Genomic DNA, 17,206 nt, shown 5'->3' with positions numbered 1-17,206 from the left:
CTTGGCTCATGGGCACCAGTAAATCTCTAACGTAGGTTGCAGAAACGCGCGAATCGGCATGGCGGCGACATCGTCACCGGCCAATGCGGCACTCAGGGTGGTCAGCTTGGACTGACCGGAAATCGATAGAACGGTGTGTTTGGCCGAGGCCAGCAACGCGCGACTCATGGTCAGGCGCTGATGCGGCACGGTCGGTGCCAGCATCGGGTAGCAACGACGCGTGCCGTCGACTTTCAAGGCGTCGGCCAGGTTCGGGCTGTTCGGGAACAACGACGCGGTGTGGCCGTCGTCGCCCATGCCCAGTACCAGCACGTCGATAGCAGGCAACTCGGCGAGCAACCGGTCGGCTTGCTCGGCCGCTTGATCAAGGTTGGCGCTGGCGCTGTACAGACTCAGGAACTGAGCCTTGGCCGCCAGACCTTGCAACAGGTAACGCTTGAGCAGACCGGCGTTGCTGTCGGCGTGTTCCACCGGCACCCAACGCTCATCGGCCAGAGTCACGACGACCTTGGACCAGTCCAGCTTCTGCTTCGCCAGGTTCTGGAAAAACGCCACCGGGCTGCGTCCACCGGACACCACCAGCGTCGCGGTCCCGCGAGCGTCGATAGCGTCACTCAGTTGCTTGGCCACTTTCAGCGCCAAACCATCGGCCAGCAGCACCGGGCTCTTGAACTCATGGGCGCTGACGCCCTGAGGCAGTTTCAAATCAGATATCGCCATACCACGACCTCCCGTCCCGCGTGATCAGAGCAATGGAGCTCATCGGCCCCCAGGACCCTGCCGCGTACGGCTTGGGCGCATCACCGGATTTCTTCCACCCGGCGATCAACTGGTCACACCACTTCCACGCGGCTTCGATTTCATCTTTACGGACAAACAGGTTCTGATTGCCGCGCATCACTTCCAGCAACAACCGCTCGTAGGCATCGGGAATCCGTGCGCTGCGCCAGGTGTCGGAAAAATTCAGCTGCAACGGACCGCTGCGCAGCTGCATGCCCTTGTCCAGGCCTTGTTCTTTGGTCATCACGCGCAAGGAAATGCCTTCGTCCGGTTGCAGGCGGATAATCAGCTTGTTGCTGATCTGCAGGCGCTGCTCCGGGGCGAAGATGTAGTGCGACGGTTCCTTGAAGTGGATGACGATCTGCGACAGTTTCTGTGGCATGCGCTTGCCGGTGCGCAGATAAAACGGCACGCCGGCCCAACGCCAGTTGCGGATGTCGGCACGCAGAGCGACGAAGGTTTCGGTGTCGCTCTGGGTGTTGGAGTTCGGTTCTTCGAGGTAGCCCGGCACCGGTTTGCCTTCGCTGTAACCGGCGATGTACTGGCCGCGCACCACTTGGGTGGTCAGGCCTTCCGGGCTGATCGGCGCCAGTGCCTTGAGCACTTTGACTTTCTCGTCGCGGATGCTGTCGGCAGACAGGTCGGCCGGCGGGTCCATGGCGATCAGGCAGAGCAGTTGCAGCAGGTGATTCTGGATCATGTCCCGCAGCTGACCGGCCTTGTCGAAGTAGCCCCAGCGGCCTTCGATGCCGACCTTCTCGGCCACGGTGATTTCCACGTGGGAGATGTAATTCTGGTTCCACTGGGTTTCGAACAGGCTGTTGGCAAAACGCAGGGCGATGAGGTTTTGAACGGTCTCTTTGCCCAGGTAGTGGTCGATGCGGTAGGTGCGGTTCTCCGGGAAGAACTGCGCCACGGCGTCGTTGACCTTGCGCGAGGATTCGAGGTCCGAACCGATGGGTTTTTCCAGCACCACACGGGTGTTCTCGGCCAGACCGACCTTCGCCAGGTTCTCGCAGATCGCACCGTAAACAGCGGCCGGCGTGGCGAAGTAGGCGATCACTCGCTGGGCGCTGCCGGCCATTTCCGCCAGGGCCACATAGTCTTCGGACTTGAGGAAGTCGACGTGCAGATAGGTCAGGCGGGCCAGAAAACGCTCGACCACCGCTTCGTCCAGCTCTTTGGCGCCGACGTAGCGGCGCAGCTCGGAAGCGATGAACGCCAGATGTTCCTGCTCGCTGCCGGGCTCACGGGCCAGCGCGATGATGCGCGTCTCCTCGTGCAGCAGGCCTGCGCCATCGAGTTGATAAAGGGCAGGAAACAGCTTGCGCAAGGCCAGATCGCCAAGGGCGCCGAACAAGGCAAAGGTGCACGGTTCAACCGTAATCGAAGGCATGATGTTTGTTCTTTTATCAAGTTAAGCTACAAATACCTTTTTTCAAGGCATCGCTCAAGAGAAAATGTAGTAATAACCACAACATTTTCGCAAAATACAGATTCCGAGTGGTGGTCGGTCGGAGCCATCAGTAGGATAGGCCACCGCTTGGGGCCGCATCAAAGGCCCAATTTGCATAGCCGAGCCCTTATTTGCATTGCAAAACCTAGGAAATCATATGGACCGCGTGCGAAATTTACTGGAACAAATCCAGAATCGCCTTGAAGACCTGAACAAGGCGGAACGCAAAGTCGCCGAAGTGATCCTGCTCAACCCAGAGCAGGCCACCCGGTTCAGCATCGCCGCCCTCGCCCAGGCCTCCAAGGTCAGCGAACCGACAGTGAACCGTTTCTGCCGCTCGTTCGGCGTCAGCGGCTACCCGGAACTCAAGCTTCAGCTGGCCCAGAGCCTGGCCAGTGGCGCCGCTTATGTCAGCCGCGCGGTCGAGGCCGACGATAATCCGGAAGCCTATACCAAGAAGATTTTCGGCAGCGCCATCGCGTCATTGGACAGTGCCTTGCAGGCGCTGGACCCGAACCTGATCAGCCGCGCCGTCGACCTGTTGATTCAGGCCCGGCAGATCCACTTCTTCGGCCTCGGCGCCTCGGCCCCGGTGGCACTGGATGCGCAGCACAAATTCTTCCGCTTCAACCTGGCAGTCACCGCCCATGCCGATGTGCTGATGCAACGGATGATTGCTTCGGTGGCCCACACCGGCGAGCTGTTCGTGATCATTTCCTACACCGGCCGCACCCGCGAACTGGTGGAAGTGGCGCGCATCGCCCGGGAAAACGGCGCCTCGGTGCTTGGGCTGACCGCCGAAGGCTCGCCGCTGGCCAAGGCCAGTACGCTGAGCCTGAACATTCCGCTGCCGGAAGACACCGACATCTATATGCCGATGACGTCGCGGATCATTCAGCTCACCGTGCTGGACGTGCTGGCGACCGGCATGACGTTGCGCCGTGGCGTGGACTTCCAGCCGCATCTGCGCAAGATCAAAGAGAGTCTGAATGCCAGTCGGTATCCGATTGGGGATGAGTTCAACTGATATCGCCCGAGTTCTTCGTTGCCTGATAGGCCACCTTCGCGAGCAAGCCCGCTCCCACATTCGACCCCATTCCAACTCAAGGAACCTGGTCAACTGTGGGAGCAGGCTTGCTCGCGAAGGGGTCGGCGGCAACACCAAAAAATCATGCCCCCACCCGCGCCTGCAAACTCAGATGAGCCTTCTGCCCCGGCGCCAGGCTCAGGCTATCGGTCCCGCCACTCGCCGCTTCCACACAGACAAACTCGGAAATCTCGTTCCAACTGACGCCCAATAGTGGACGCGTCCCGGGATGCCAGACCACCGTGTCCGCATCATCCCCGGTATCAATGCACAATTCCCGCTGCCAGGCGTGATCCTTGAGCTGCAATTCGCCGTCATGCTGGAACACTCGCTGACAGCCACCCTCTACCCGCAACTCGCCTTCCTGCTGGCAAACCTGGCGGTTCAACTGGTCGTAACCTTGCGCACCGTCGAGCCCAGACAGCGCTACCTCACCGACGTCACCGATACGCCAATAGGCATGCAACGCCTGACTCAATTGGCACGGCAGGCTGTCCTGATGCTCGGTGCTCAGGCGCAATTCCATGCGTTCGCCAAGGTGGGCATGCAGGTCCACTTGCCAGTCACACAACTGCAGTTGCCAATGCAGGTGCACGCCCTCTTCGTCATGGCGACTGTCGAGCAGTTTCCAGTCCAGCAACCGCGCCCAGCCATGGGACGGCCACGCGTTTTCACTCGGATGCCGGCCATACCACGGCCAACACACCGGCACGCCGCCGCGAATCGCGCCGACATGCGGCCACTTCGCCGCGCACCAGAGCCAGGGTTTCTGCCCTTTGGGCTGGAAGTGCAGCAATTGCGCGCCCTGCCGACTGAACACCGCCTGACACAGGGGATGATCGATCACCAGCACGTCGCGCATCTGATAGCGCTCCCACGCAAACACCGGACGTTCGCGCAAGGATTTGAAGAAGCGTTGTAGCGGATGCTCATGCATGTGCCACGGTCCTGAAAATCATGGATGTACTCATACTCTTGTGCCCAGTGAATCCCCTCGCCACAGGTGTGCGTTGGCATACCACAAAAAAAAGCGGACAGCCTGGGCTGTCCGCAAAAATGCGCACATAGAGAGGAGCTTATCGCAACAGCGTTAGAACACCGACTGAATTTTCAGGCCGGCCACCAGCGCGTTGTCGACTTCATCCACACCGCCCGGGTGAGTGATGTATTGCAGGTTGGGACGCACGGTCAGCCAGTTGGTAACGTGGAAGCCGTAGTTGATCTCGTAGTTGTATTCAGTGTCACGCAGTGGCGCAAAGCGTGGATCTTCGTACTGGGTGACACCATTGGAGGCGTTGACCAGCTCGGCGTTTTTCTTCACGTCATCGTTGACATGGATACGGGCGAAACCGATACCGACGTCATCTTTCGGACGAGCATCGAACGGGCCCTTGTACACAAACATCAGCGACTGATAGTTGTCGACGATGTTGGTGTCCTTGTCGTGGAACGTGGCGTTGGCCGAAACGGTCAGGCCGCGGCTCTTGTCACCGTTGTGGTCGGTCAGCTGTTGTTGCGCCACGAACCAGTAGCCGGACTTGCTGCTGTGGCTGCGGTAAGCGTTGCCGCTGGTTGCCGCATCATTGCCGTTGTCGTCTTCACGAACGTCATCGGCGCTGGCCGTGCTTTTGTAGTAACCGACACGGTATTCGCCCGGCAGGTTGTTCGGGTTAGGCAACCAGACCAGTTCGACCGGCAACACGGTGCCCTTGGTACCACTGCCGCTGAGCTTGAAGCCGTTGCCGTGCTCCAGTTGCGACGGGTTCTGGTTGTAGGCGCCGATCTGCGCATAGAACTCGGGCGAGATGTTGTACTTCACACGGATCGCGGCCTGACTGACCGGCCAGTTGTACCAGATATTGGTCGCCCAGTTACCCACCTGGGAACCGCAGAACGCCAGGTTCTGGAACTCGCAAGGGAAGGTGTTGAAGTCTTCGCCTTCGCCGAAGTAACCCGCCTTGACGTCCAGTTTACCGTCGAGGAACTGGTGTTTGATCCACAACTGGGTCAGTCGGACCATGTGGCCACGACCGTAGACTTCCTGGGAAGAACTCAAGGTGCCGGCACGCGGGTCGCCGACACGGTCATTGGAGATGTTCTCACCGTTACGGTTGGTCAGCTGGATCTTCGCCTGGGTGTTATCCCAGCCCCACAGCTTTTGCAGATCCAGCGCCACGCCCAGGCCAAACTGGTCGGCGTAACGCGCTGTCTTGTCATTGTTGTAGCCGCCGTGAAGGTTGCCGCCCACTTCACCGACGTAGTCCATCTTGATGTCGATGCCTTGCTCGATCAGCTTGGTCCGCTCACCACCCCAATCACCGGTCATCCATTCGGAATCGGCGCTGAACGCGTCAGCCGCGTGCACACTGCCGGCCAGCATCATTGCCGCAATCGCTGACAACTGGCAGATAAGCTGAGCGCTGTTGTTCTTCTTCATCCCTACATCCTCGTTTTATTGTTATTAACTGTTTTTATTTAACGCGGTTACATCAGTTGCGACGGATGACAGGCCACCCGCCGCGGATTCCCCCTTGCAGGAGCCGGCTTGCTGGCGATAGCGGTGTGTCAGTCGACATTTGCGTTGAATGACACACCGCTATCGCCAGCAAGCCGGCTCCTGCAATTGATCTTCAGCGGCCTTTGAACTGGGTCACGTTGGCAGCTCGTGCTTCGAGTTGCGGTTGACCGGCCACCCCCAGGCGTTCCCCGGTCTTGGCATCGAACAACAACACTTTCGATGGATCGAATTGCAGCGTCAGGGTCTCGCCCACGGCCGGTGCAACGTCCGGCGCCAGACGGCAGCAGACCTTGGTTTCATTGAGATTGACGAACACCAGCGTGTCGGGACCGGTCGGCTCGGTGACCTGCACTTCGGCGCGAATGGTCGGCAAACCATTCGGCTCGCTGCCCGCCAGCACGATCTGCTCAGGGCGCATGCCGAGGATCACTTCGCGGTCTTCCAGACCGGCATCCTGCATGCCCAACGGCAACTCGCAGCGCGCCTGACCGCTGTCGAGCAGCGCCAACAGACGACCGTCCTTGCGTTGCAAACGCAGGGGAATGAAGTTCATCGGCGGTGAACCGATGAAGCTCGCCACGAACAGGTTGGCCGGGTTGTTGTAGATGTCTTTCGGCGTGCCGAACTGTTGAATGATCCCGTCCTTCATCACCGCCACCTTGTCGCCCAGCGTCATCGCTTCGATCTGGTCGTGGGTCACGTAGACCGTGGTGGTTTTCAGGCGCTGGTGCATCAGTTTCATTTCGGTGCGCATCTCGACGCGCAGCTTGGCGTCGAGGTTGGACAGCGGTTCGTCGAACAGGTAAATCTTCGGCCGCCGCGCCAGGGCACGGCCCATCGCCACGCGCTGTTGCTGACCACCGGAAAGCTGTCCGGGCTTGCGGCTGAGCAGATGTTCGATCTGCAACAGCTTGGAGACGCGAGCGACTTCTTCGTCGATTTCAGCGGCGGGCATTTTGCGGATCTTCAGGCCGAAGGCGATGTTGTCGCGCACGCTCATGGTCGGGTACAGCGCGTAGGACTGGAACACCATGGCGATGTCGCGATCTTTCGGGCTCATGCCGCTGATGTCGGCGTCATCCACCAGGATCGCGCCGCCGCTGATGTTTTCCAGACCGGCGATGCAGTTCATCAGTGTGGATTTACCGCAGCCCGACGGGCCGACCAGAATCAGGAACTCACCGTCATCGATCTTCAGTTCGATATTTTTCAGGGTGTCCGGCAAACCGGTGCCGTAGGTCTTGTTGACGTTGCGTAATTCGAGAGTTGCCATGTTTCTACCCCTTGACCGCGCCGGACGTCAGCCCACGCAGGAAATACTTGCCAGCGAATATGTAGACCAGCAGTGTCGGCAGCCCGGCGATCATCGCGGCAGCCATATCAACGTTGTATTCCTTGGCCCCGGTGCTGGTGTTGACCAGGTTGTTCAGGGCCACGGTAATTGGCTGGGCATCGCCACTGGCGAAGACCACGCCGAACAGGAAGTCATTCCAGATCTGGGTGAACTGCCAGATCAGGCAGACCATCACGATCGGGATCGACATCGGCAGCAGGATCTTCCAGAAAATCGTGAAGAAGCCTGCGCCATCCAGGCGTGCAGCCTTGACCAGCGCATCCGGAATGCTCACGTAGTAGTTGCGGAAGAACAGCGTGGTGAACGCCAGGCCGTAGACCACGTGTACCAGCACTAAACCTGTGGTGGTGTTGGCCAGGCCGAACTTGCCGAGGGTGAACGACGCCGGCAGCAGCACGGTCTGGAATGGCAGGAAGCAGCCAAACAGCAGCAGGCCGAAGAACAACTGTGAGCCACGGAAGCGCCACATCGACAACACGTAACCGTTCATGGCACCGATGAAGGTCGAGATCAGAACCGCTGGCACAGTGATTTTCACCGAGTTCCAGAAGTAGCCGCCGACCACATCCCAGGCCTTGATCCAGCCGATGCCGTCAATGACGGTCGGCCAGCTCAGCAGGTTGCCGGTACGGATGTCTTCCGGGGATTTGAAGCTGGTCAGCAGCATCACGATCAGCGGAATCAGGTACACCGCAGCAGCCAGCAGAAGCGTGGCGTAAATCGCGATGCGACTGAAACTCAGCGTCGGTTTTCCGAGTTGATTAGTCATGGCGTTTGCCTCGCAGCTCGGAGTACAGGTACGGCACGAGGATGGTCAGCACGGCACCGAGCATCAGCATGGCGCTGGCCGAACCGATGCCCATCTGGCCACGGCTGAAAGTGAAGGAGTACATGAACATTGCCGGCAGGTCGGACGAGTAGCCGGGACCGCCCGCCGTCATCGCCGCCACCAGGTCGAAGCTCTTGATCGCGATGTGCGCAAGGATCATGAAGGCGCTGAAAAACACCGGGCGCAGGCTCGGCAGGACGATCTTCAAATAGATGGTCGGCAGGCTCGCACCGTCGACTTGCGCGGCACGGATGATCGATTGATCGACACCGCGCAGACCGGCCAGGAACATCGCCATCACAAACCCGGAGGCTTGCCACACAGCGGCGATCACCAGGCAGTAAACCACGCGATCCTGATCCACCAGCCAGTCGAGACGGAAGCCTTCCCAGCCCCAGTCACGCAGCATTTTGTCCAGGCCCAGGCCTGGGTTGAGCAGCCATTTCCAGGCGGTACCGGTGACGATCATCGACAGCGCCATCGGGTACAGGTAAACGGTGCGGATGAAGCCTTCCTTGCGAATGCGCTGGTCCAGCAGCACCGCGAGGAACACGCCCAGGACAAGGCTGATGCCGATGAACATGCCGCCGAAGAGCGCGAGGTTCTTGCTCGCGACCCACCAGCGGTCGTTGTCCATCAGGCGCATGTATTGCTGCAGGCCGACCCATTTGTAGCTCGGCATGAAGCTGGAATTGGTGAAGGACAGTACGAATGTCCAGATGATGTAACCGTAGAAACCAACCAACACGATGAGCATGCTTGGCGCGAGTACCAACTTGGGTAACCAGCGTTGCAGCGCATCGAACGGTGAGGCTTTGCTGAAAACCGCCACAGAGCTCATCGGGATAATCCAGTGTAAGAATTGAAGAGCAATCTGTCGGAGCTGGCTTGCTAGCGATTCAGGCGGCGAGGTGTGTCAGGCACACCGCCTCGCCAGCAAGCCGGCTCCTACAGGAGAGCGCGTCGAATGAGGCCACAGGTCAACCCGTGGCGCTCGGGATTACTGGGCGGCTTTGACAGCCGATGCCAGTTGCGCGCTGGCCTTGGCCGGGTCAGCGTTCTTGTCGTTCATGAAGTTGGTGACCACGTCGAAGATCGCGCCTTGCACAGCCAGGGAAGTGGCCATGTTGTGCGCCATGCTCGGTTGCAGGCCGCCGGTCTTCTCGTCCGCCAGGAAGTCCTTGGCGGCGGTTTGAGCGCAGGCGTCGAAACCGAGCTTGTCCATCTCGTTCAGCATGTCGGTACGGACCGGGATCGAACCCTTGTTGATGCTGAAGACTTTCTGGAAATCGGTACCCAGAGCGACCTTGGCCAGGTCTTGCTGGGCGGCGATGTCACCCTTGCGATCAGCTTTCAACTTGAATACAGCCATCGAGTCGATGTTGTAGGTGAAGGCTTTTTCGGTGCCCGGGAACGGCACGCACTGGTAGTCCTTGCCGGCGACTTTGTTGGCCGCGGTCCATTCGCTTTTCGCCCAGTCACCCATCATCTGCATGCCGGCCTTGCCGTTGATGACGTCGGCGGCAGCGATGTTCCAGTCACGACCGGCGCGGTTCGGGTCCATGTAGCCGGTGAGTTTTTTCAGCTCGGTGAACGACTTGGTCATTTCAGGCCCGGAGAGGGTTTTCTGATCCAGGTCTACCAGGGCTTTTTTGTAACCGTCGGCGCCCATGACCGAGAGCACCACGTCTTCAAACACGGTGCTGTCCTGCCAAGGCTGGCCACCGTGGGCGAGCGCGATGAAGCCGGCGGCCTTGAGCTTGTCGCCAGCGGCGTAGAATTCTTCGAGGGTGGTCGGTGCTTTGTCGATGCCGGCTTTCTTGAACACTTGTGGGTTGATCCACAGCCAGTTCACACGGTGAATGTTCACCGGAACAGCAACGTAGTCACCTTCGTATTTGACGGTGTCGGAGACTTTCTTGATCAGCAGGTTATCCCAGCCTTCAGACTTGGAAACGTCTTTCAGGGTGTCGGTGCTGAGCAGACCAGTGCTGCCCCACTCCTGGATGTCCGGCCCCTTGATCTGTGCAACGCCCGGTGGGTTACCGGCGACGGCGCGGCTTTTCAGTACGGTCATGGCCGTGGAACCGCCACCCCCGGCGACTGCGCCGTCCTTCCAGGTGAAGCCGTCTTTTTCGACTTGAGCCTTGAGGACATCGACCGCTGCTTTTTCACCACCCGACGTCCACCAGTGAACGACTTCCACTGAACCTTTGGAATCGGCGGCAAGGGCACTGAGGGGAAATGCACTGAGGGGAAGCAGCGACGCGAGAGAAATGACAGTAGCGAGGCGAGAAATCGCGTTCATCTAGAAGTACCTTTCTTGTTGTTATGCATGCAAGTCTGGTGCTTGCGCTGTATTGGATTTTAAACAGGAGTCATCCCCTCGCAGGTAACGAAGGGACGCGTGAATGTCACCGCATGGTTACATAGAACCGCTCTGGGACAACCTCGCCAAGGCACTGGCCATGCTCGGCGCCAGTGGCAGGCGCGGAATAAGCACGGCTTGCCAGGCGTGATAGAGATCGGGTTTGCCGGCCCAGATATCGGCGCTCGGGCGGTTCTGCGGATCGAGCTCGTGATACCAACTGCCATCGCAACGGTCGATGAAATGACTGTCACAAAATTCCCAGAACAGTCGGTACCAGGTTTCGTAATGCGCCTCGCCCGTGCGTTTGAGCAACGCGCTGGCGGCGGCGCTGGCTTCGCAATGGGTCCAGTGCAGGCGATGGCGAACCACCGCGCGGTTGTCCCAGTCGAGGGTGTAGACAATCCCGGGCAGCCCGTCGACCTCCCAGCCGTGGCGGCAGTTGTGCTCGAAGAGTTTTTGCGCGTCGGTGGCGAGCCACCCCGGCGTCAGCATCCCGGCCTGTACTCGCGCGGCTTCGAGGTGCAGCAACAGCCGGGCCCATTCAAAGCCGTGGCCCGGCGTGGTGCCGTAAGGACGGAAACCGTCGGCCGGGTTGTCGTGGTTGTACTCGCGCAGCGGCTGCCAGTCGCGGTCGAAATGCTCGACCACCAGGTAATCGTTGGCGGCGGCGTGACCGTGGATCACGCGCTCGACGATCCGTTGCGCGCGGCACAACCAGCGATTGTCTTGCGTGACATCGGCCAGGGCGAGGAAGGCTTCGGTGGCGTGCATGTTGCTGTTGGCGCCGCGATAGCGTTCTTCTTCACTCCAGTCGCGATTGAAGGATTCGCGCATCGCGCCCTCCTCTTCGCTCCAGAAATGCGTGTCGATGATGTTGATCGCGTCATCGAGCAAGGCTTGCGCGCCGGGACGCTGCGCAATCACGGCGGAACTGGCGGCCAGGGCAACGAAGGCGTGCAGGTAAGCGGCCTTGCCGGTGTTGTCATCAAGAGGATGCGCAGTGGCGAACCAGCCACCATGTTCGGCATCGCGCAACGGCCCGCGAAGGGCATTGATGCCGTGATCCACCAGCTCGGCGAAACCCGGCAGGCCCTGGATGTGCGCCATGGCGAAGCTGTGGGTCATGCGTGCGGTGTTCATGGTTTCGGCGTGGGCGCCGGCCGGGAGCCGGCCTTTTTCATCGAGATTGCCGAAGCCTTCGGGGAGCTTCGATGCCTTGGCAAACGCCAGCAGGCGCAGGCCTTCGGCGGCGAGCCACTGCTGATGGGCCGGTGCGTTCAGCCAACTGCTGAAGGCGGGTTGGAAGGTGTCCATGGGGTGCCTTTTTTGTTGTTATGACTGCGGGCAGTCTAAACAACGGGCAGTGGCGGGCTTGTAACGAAGGGGGCGAGTTATGTCACCAACCCGTGACAATTCTCGGGCGTGGCGCCTGGTCGTTTGTGTAGGAGCCGGCTTGCTGGCGATCAGCGATAACGCGGTGTGTCAGGCACACCGCGTTATCGCTGATCGCCAGCAAGCCGGCTCCTACGGGGTTGTGTGTCAGTCGATTGATCGAGGCAATTGGAGGGTCACCCGCAATCCACCTTCACGCAGATTCTGCAGGCTGACTTCCCCGCCATGACTATGGGCAATATTGCGCGCAATGCCCAACCCCAACCCATAACCCTGCTGCTGCCCGGCCAGGCGAAAGTGTGGCTCGAACACCTGCTCCAGCCGCTGCTCCGGCACGCCCGGCCCTTCATCATCGACATGCAGAACAAACGCGTTCTCGTCGTCATCGATATACAGGTGCGCGTTCTGCCCGTACTTCAGGGCGTTGTCGATCAGGTTGCCGATGCAGCGCTTGAGCGCCAGCGGTTTGCCCGGATACGCCGCCAGCGCCCGGCCCTGCTGAGTCACGCGACCGTTGCCGTTGGGCGCCAGATACGGCTCCACCAGGCAATCGAGCACATGGTTAAGATCCACCTGCTCGATGTTTTCGTGGATGTCTGTGTCTTTCACGCATTGCAACGCGCCTTTGACCAGCAGCTCCAGCTCATCTAGATCGCGGCCGAACTTGGCTTGCAGCTTTTCGTCTTCGAGCAATTCCACCCGCAGTCGCAGTCGTGTAATCGGTGTGCGCAAATCATGGGAAATCGCGCTGAACAACTGGCTGCGTTCAGTCAGGTAACGGCTGATGCGTTCGCGCATGGCGTTGAAGGCGCGACCCACTTCAACCACCTCACTGCCGCCGCCCTCCGCCACCGGTTCGACTTCGGCACCGAGGGACATGTCCCGCGCAGCACGCGCCAGACGCTTGAGCGGCCGGCTCTGCCAGTGCACCAGCAGGCCGATGAACAACAGCAAAAAACCGCTGGTGAGGACGATGAACCAGACTTGCTGCGCCGGCAGCCCCTGCTCTTCAAGGCTGGTGTAGGGCTCGGGCAACAGCGAGGCGATGTACAGCCACTCGCCCGGCGCCATCTGGATTTGCGTGACCAGCACCGGCGGATTCACCGGTTCCAGGGTCAACGCGTAATGCGCCCAGGAGCGCGGCAGCTCATCGAGTTTCAGGCCACCGTTGAAAATCCGCAGGTCTTCGGGACTCACGAACGTCACCGAAATATCCGTGTCCTGGCCGAGCGACTGGCGCAGCACTTCGTCCACCGCTTTGAGCACGGCTTCTTTGCGCGGGGTAACCGGCAGCACTTCCATGCCCAAGGGTTTGTCATTGAGGGTCACGACAAAACGGGTGCCGCCCATGCTGCGCAACTGGTCGAGCACCAGCGGCCTGAACGCGACCGGCAACGAACGAAAGTAACTGACGCTGGCAGTCATCGAATGGGCGAGGCTGCGGGCGCTGGTGACCAGGCCTTCAAGCTGCGTGGCCCGCAGTTGCGAGACCCAGATCACACTCGACAGCGCCTGGGCGAACAGCACCGCCAGCAGGGTCAGCAACAACATCCGCCCGAGCAGCGAACGTGGCACTGGCACCTTGGCCGCGAGCTTGCGGAAAAACTCAGTGACCATTGCTGGCAACCACATTGGCTGCCAGTTGGTAGCCACTGCCGCGCACGGTGCGGATCAGCCGTGGCGGCTTTTCCGTATCGCGCAGGCGTTGGCGCAAACGGCTGACTGCCATGTCGACGATCCGGTCCAGCGGCATCAGATCGCGGCCACGGGTGGCGTTGCCGATGGTGTCGCGGTCGAGGATTTCCTGCGGGTGATCAAGGAACAGTTTCAACAGGGCGAAATCGGCGCCAGAGAGAATCACTTCCTCGCCGTCGATGTGGAACAGCCGATGGCTGACCATGTCCAGACGCCAGTCATCGAACGCCAGCACTTCACTGCCGGAACGCTCCTGACCGAACTGCGCGCGGCGCAACAAGGCTTTGATGCGCGCCTGCAATTCACGGGGGCTGAAGGGTTTGCCGAGGTAGTCGTCGGCGCCCAGCTCCAGACCGATGACGCGGTCGGCTTCATCGGAGCTGGCAGTGAGCATGATGATCGGCACCTGCGCCTGACGCGGATGCTGGCGAATCCAGCGGCAGAGGCTGAAACCGTCTTCGTCGGGCAGCATCACGTCGAGGATCACCAGATCGCTCGGCGCCTCGTTCAACGCCTGGCGGAAACCGGCGCCATCGGGCGTGGTACGCACCTGAAAACCCGCGCGGGTCAGGTAGGTGTCCAGCAACTCGCGTATCTCTTGATCGTCATCGACCAACAAAATCGACTTGTTGACTGAGCTCACGGGGCGGCGTCCTTGTTGTTTGAATTGGGCGGATTATGCCTGATCGATCATAAATCGTTGGTGTCTGTTCTGGCCCCATCGCCAGCAAGCCGGCTCCTACAGGGGGCCGCGGAGTCTTGGTAGGAGCCGGCTTGCTGGCGATGAAACCAACCCGGTCTCAAGCCTGGTCGAGCGCCACACCTGCGCCGACCAACCCGGAATACGGCGCCGTCACCAGCCACACCGGAATCCCCTTGAAGTAATCGCTCATGCAGCCCTTGTCGGCAAAACACCGGGCGAAACCGCTTTCAAGGAAGAAATCGGCAAACCGCGGAATCACCCCACCGACGATAAACACACCACCGCGTGCGCCCAGGGTGAGCACATTGTTGCCGGCGACGCGACCGAGCCAGCAGCAGAATTGCTCCAGCACTTCCAGCGCAATCGGATCACCTGCCAGACCGGCCGCCGTAATCGCTTCCGGTGTTTCGAGCACAGGCGTGTGCCCGTCCACCGCACAAATCGCCCGATAGACGCGCGGCAAACCGCTGCCACTCAACGCCGTTTCAGCACTGACATGCCCGATTTCATTGAAGATGTGCTGCCACAGCTGAGTTTCACGCGGGCTGCTCAACGGCAAATCGACGTGACCACCCTCGCCCGGCAATGCGGCGAAGCGGCCCTCGCCCAGGTCGAGCAAGGTGCCGACGCCCAGGCCCGTGCCAGGACCAATCACCACCGCCGGTCGCAACGGTTCCGGCGTGCCTTCGCACACCACGCGGAATTCGCCCGGTTGCAAACGGGTCATGCCCAGCGCCATCGCCGAGAAGTCGTTGACCAGCAGCAGTTGATCGACCTGCAAGGTCTGACAGAACGCCTTGCGGCTGAGGCGCCAGTGATTGTTGGTGAACTTGAATTCATCACCGCTCACCGGACCGGCCACCGACAGGCACACCGAACCGATCGAACCCAACGCCAGACCGAGCCCGCTCAGGTAGACGCCGATGGCTTCTTCCGGGCTGGCATGATCCGCCGTCGCCAGCACCTGGACCGATTCCAGCTGCTGGTTTTTCCACAACGCGAAACGTGCGTTGGTCCCACCGATGTCACCGACCAAAGCCAGTTTCAATTAAGCGTCTCCAGGGCAGAAGTAAAGGCGCTGGCGCCCTGCTCTGCGGAGCTGAAGGCCATGCGCATGAAACCAAACAGTTCGCGACCGGTGCCAATGTTGTTGCCCAACAGGCCCTTGGCCGGCGTGCGCGCTGCGAATTCTTCGGCGTCCACCTTAAGCTCCAGGGTGCCTTTGACGCCATCGACGCGGATGATATCGCCCTCTTGGACTCGCGCCAAAGCGCCGCCCACGTATGCTTCGGGGCTGACGTGAATCGCCGCCGGGATTTTCCCCGAGGCGCCGGACATGCGCCCGTCAGTCACCAGCGCGACTTTGAAACCGCGATCCTGCAGCACGCCGAGGAACGGCGTCATCTTGTGCAGTTCCGGCATACCGTTAGAGCGCGGCCCCTGGAAGCGCATCACCGCGACAAAGTCCTTCTCCAGCAAACCGGCCTTGAACGCGTCAGCCAGATCCTGCTGATCCTGGAACACCATCGCCGGTGCTTCGACGATCTGGTTTTCCAGGGCGACCGCCGAGACTTTCATCACGCCACGTCCAAGGTTGCCTTCCATCACGCGCAAGCCGCCCTCGGGCGAAAACGCACGCGCCACCGGGCGAAGGATGGTTTCATCGAGGCTGTCGGTGACGCCTTCGCGCCACACCAGCTCACCGTTATCGAGGAACGGTTCCTTGGTGTAACGGCTCAGGCCGTGGCCCAGAACCGTGTTGACGTTTTCGTGGAGCAGGCCGGCTTCCAGCAGTTCGCGGATCAGGAACGACATGCCGCCCGCCGCCTGGAAGTGGTTGATGTCGGCTTTGCCGTTCGGGTAGACGTGGCTCAGGGTCGGCACGACTTCGGAGAGGTCGGCCATGTCCTGCCAGGTCAGTTGAATGCCCGCCGCCATGGCAATCGCCGGCATGTGCAGCGTGTGGTTGGTCGAACCACCAGTGGCGTGCAGCGCCACGATGGAGTTGACCAGCGAACGCTCATCGACGATTTCGCCGATCGGCATGAAATTGCCATTCTGCTTGGTCAGGCGCGTGACCTGATGCGCCGCTTCGCGGGTCAGGGCTTCGCGCAACGGCGTGTTCGGATTGACGAACGAGGCGCCCGGCAAGTGCAGGCCCATGACTTCCATCAGCAACTGGTTGGTGTTGGCGGTGCCGTAGAAGGTGCAGGTGCCGGGGCTGTGGTAGGAGTTCATTTCCGACTCCAGCAGCTCTTCGCGCGAGGCCTTGCCTTCGGCATAACGCTGACGCACATCGGCTTTCTGCTTGTTGGAAATGCCCGAGACCATCGGCCCGCCCGGTACGAAAATCATCGGCAGATGACCGAAGCGCAACGCGCCCATCATCAGGCCCGGCACGATCTTGTCGCAGATGCCGAGCATCAGCGCGCCGTCGAACATGTTGTGGGAAAGGGCAACAGCGGTGGACAGCGCGATCACTTCACGGCTTGGCAGGCTCAGTTCCATGCCCGGCTCGCCTTGGGTCACGCCATCGCACATCGCCGGGGTGCCGCCGGCGAACTGGCCGACGGAGCCGATTTCGCGCAGGGCTTTTTTGATCTGTTCAGGGAAGACTTCATACGGCTGGTGCGCCGAGAGCATGTCGTTATAGGACGAAACGATCGCAATGTTCGCGGAGTTCATCATCCGCAGGCTGTGCTTGTCTTCGGTGCCGCAACCGGCCACGCCGTGGGCGAAGTTGGCGCATTGCAGCTTGCCGCGCATCGGGCCGTCGCTGGCTGCACCGCGAATGAGCGCAAGGTAAGCCTCGCGTGTTGCGCGGCTGCGGGCGATAAGCCGTTCGGTGACCTCAAGGACGCGGGGATGCATGTGTAGAACTCCAGGCTAACGGATGTGGCGACCTGATTGTCTATGCTGAACAAGAGCCGTTGTTGTTGGGATGACAGACGGCTTTCTTGATCATTCGGACCAGTTGATTCAGGTCACTCGTTGTAGATTGAACAAAATATTGCCATTAAA

14 protein-coding genes are annotated in these 17,206 nt (G+C 60.4%); 1 reads left to right on the top strand and 13 read right to left on the bottom strand.

Annotation, left to right across the window (positions count from 1 at the left end):
- Nucleotides 1-6 precede the first annotated feature (6 nt).
- Both pgl and zwf read right to left on the bottom strand, forming a co-directional pair.
- Entirely contained in the window at nucleotides 7-720 is a 714-nt protein-coding gene (pgl, locus tag PMI01S_RS08010; RefSeq protein WP_084319040.1) for a 6-phosphogluconolactonase, read from the bottom strand.
- On the bottom strand, nucleotides 707-2,176 hold the full coding sequence (gene zwf / locus PMI01S_RS08005) for a glucose-6-phosphate dehydrogenase (protein WP_084319038.1): 1,470 nt from the start codon (nucleotides 2,174-2,176) through the stop codon (nucleotides 707-709). The genes pgl and zwf overlap by 14 nt, the downstream gene beginning before the upstream one ends.
- 226 nt (nucleotides 2,177-2,402) lie before the next feature.
- On the opposite strand from zwf, the gene PMI01S_RS08000 reads away from it, so the two are divergent.
- On the top strand, nucleotides 2,403-3,263 hold the full coding sequence (locus PMI01S_RS08000) for a MurR/RpiR family transcriptional regulator (protein ID WP_173667542.1): 861 nt from the start codon (nucleotides 2,403-2,405) through the stop codon (nucleotides 3,261-3,263).
- A gap of 142 nt (nucleotides 3,264-3,405) precedes the next feature.
- Here PMI01S_RS08000 and PMI01S_RS07995 read toward each other — a convergent pair whose 3' ends face one another.
- The 11 genes from PMI01S_RS07995 to edd form a co-directional block, all read right to left on the bottom strand.
- On the bottom strand, nucleotides 3,406-4,260 hold the full coding sequence (locus PMI01S_RS07995; RefSeq protein ID WP_084319036.1) for a D-hexose-6-phosphate mutarotase: 855 nt from the start codon (nucleotides 4,258-4,260) through the stop codon (nucleotides 3,406-3,408).
- A 153-nt stretch (nucleotides 4,261-4,413) separates the two neighbouring features.
- Nucleotides 4,414-5,760 (bottom strand): carbohydrate porin, encoded by a 1,347-nt coding sequence (locus PMI01S_RS07990; RefSeq protein ID WP_084319035.1) that lies wholly within the window; start codon nucleotides 5,758-5,760, stop codon nucleotides 4,414-4,416.
- Between the two features lie 193 nt (nucleotides 5,761-5,953).
- A complete protein-coding gene (locus PMI01S_RS07985; protein WP_084319033.1) occupies nucleotides 5,954-7,114 on the bottom strand; it encodes an ABC transporter ATP-binding protein in 1,161 nt (386 codons plus the stop codon).
- Between the two features lie 4 nt (nucleotides 7,115-7,118).
- Complete coding sequence (locus PMI01S_RS07980) at nucleotides 7,119-7,964, bottom strand: carbohydrate ABC transporter permease (RefSeq protein ID WP_084319031.1); 846 nt, start codon at nucleotides 7,962-7,964, stop codon at nucleotides 7,119-7,121.
- Nucleotides 7,957-8,865 carry a carbohydrate ABC transporter permease gene (locus tag PMI01S_RS07975; protein WP_084319029.1) on the bottom strand — a complete coding sequence of 303 codons (909 nt, stop codon included), beginning with the start codon at nucleotides 8,863-8,865 and terminating at the stop codon, nucleotides 7,957-7,959. Before PMI01S_RS07975 ends, PMI01S_RS07980 begins: the two co-directional genes overlap by 8 nt.
- A gap of 159 nt (nucleotides 8,866-9,024) precedes the next feature.
- A complete protein-coding gene (locus PMI01S_RS07970) occupies nucleotides 9,025-10,332 on the bottom strand; it encodes an ABC transporter substrate-binding protein (protein WP_084319027.1) in 1,308 nt (435 codons plus the stop codon).
- Between the two features lie 117 nt (nucleotides 10,333-10,449).
- On the bottom strand, nucleotides 10,450-11,709 hold the full coding sequence (locus tag PMI01S_RS07965; protein ID WP_084319025.1) for a D-mannose isomerase: 1,260 nt from the start codon (nucleotides 11,707-11,709) through the stop codon (nucleotides 10,450-10,452).
- A 225-nt stretch (nucleotides 11,710-11,934) separates the two neighbouring features.
- Entirely contained in the window at nucleotides 11,935-13,404 is a 1,470-nt protein-coding gene (locus tag PMI01S_RS07960; RefSeq protein WP_084319023.1) for an ATP-binding protein, read from the bottom strand.
- The gene (locus PMI01S_RS07955) at nucleotides 13,394-14,125 is read right to left on the bottom strand and encodes a response regulator (protein ID WP_007903365.1); all 732 of its coding nucleotides are present in this window, start codon (nucleotides 14,123-14,125) and stop codon (nucleotides 13,394-13,396) included. The genes PMI01S_RS07960 and PMI01S_RS07955 overlap by 11 nt, the downstream gene beginning before the upstream one ends.
- 157 nt (nucleotides 14,126-14,282) lie before the next feature.
- On the bottom strand, nucleotides 14,283-15,233 hold the full coding sequence (locus tag PMI01S_RS07950) for a glucokinase (RefSeq protein WP_084319021.1): 951 nt from the start codon (nucleotides 15,231-15,233) through the stop codon (nucleotides 14,283-14,285).
- Nucleotides 15,230-17,056, bottom strand: a complete 1,827-nt coding sequence (gene edd, locus PMI01S_RS07945) for a phosphogluconate dehydratase (RefSeq protein ID WP_084319019.1) — start codon at nucleotides 17,054-17,056, stop codon at nucleotides 15,230-15,232. Before edd ends, PMI01S_RS07950 begins: the two co-directional genes overlap by 4 nt.
- Nucleotides 17,057-17,206 lie beyond the last annotated feature (150 nt).

The sequence above is a fragment of the Pseudomonas migulae NBRC 103157 genome (genome assembly GCF_002091715.1).
In the GTDB taxonomy this organism is placed as follows: domain Bacteria; phylum Pseudomonadota; class Gammaproteobacteria; order Pseudomonadales; family Pseudomonadaceae; genus Aquipseudomonas; species Aquipseudomonas migulae_A.
This window is presented reverse-complemented; position numbering and strand designations above follow the sequence as displayed.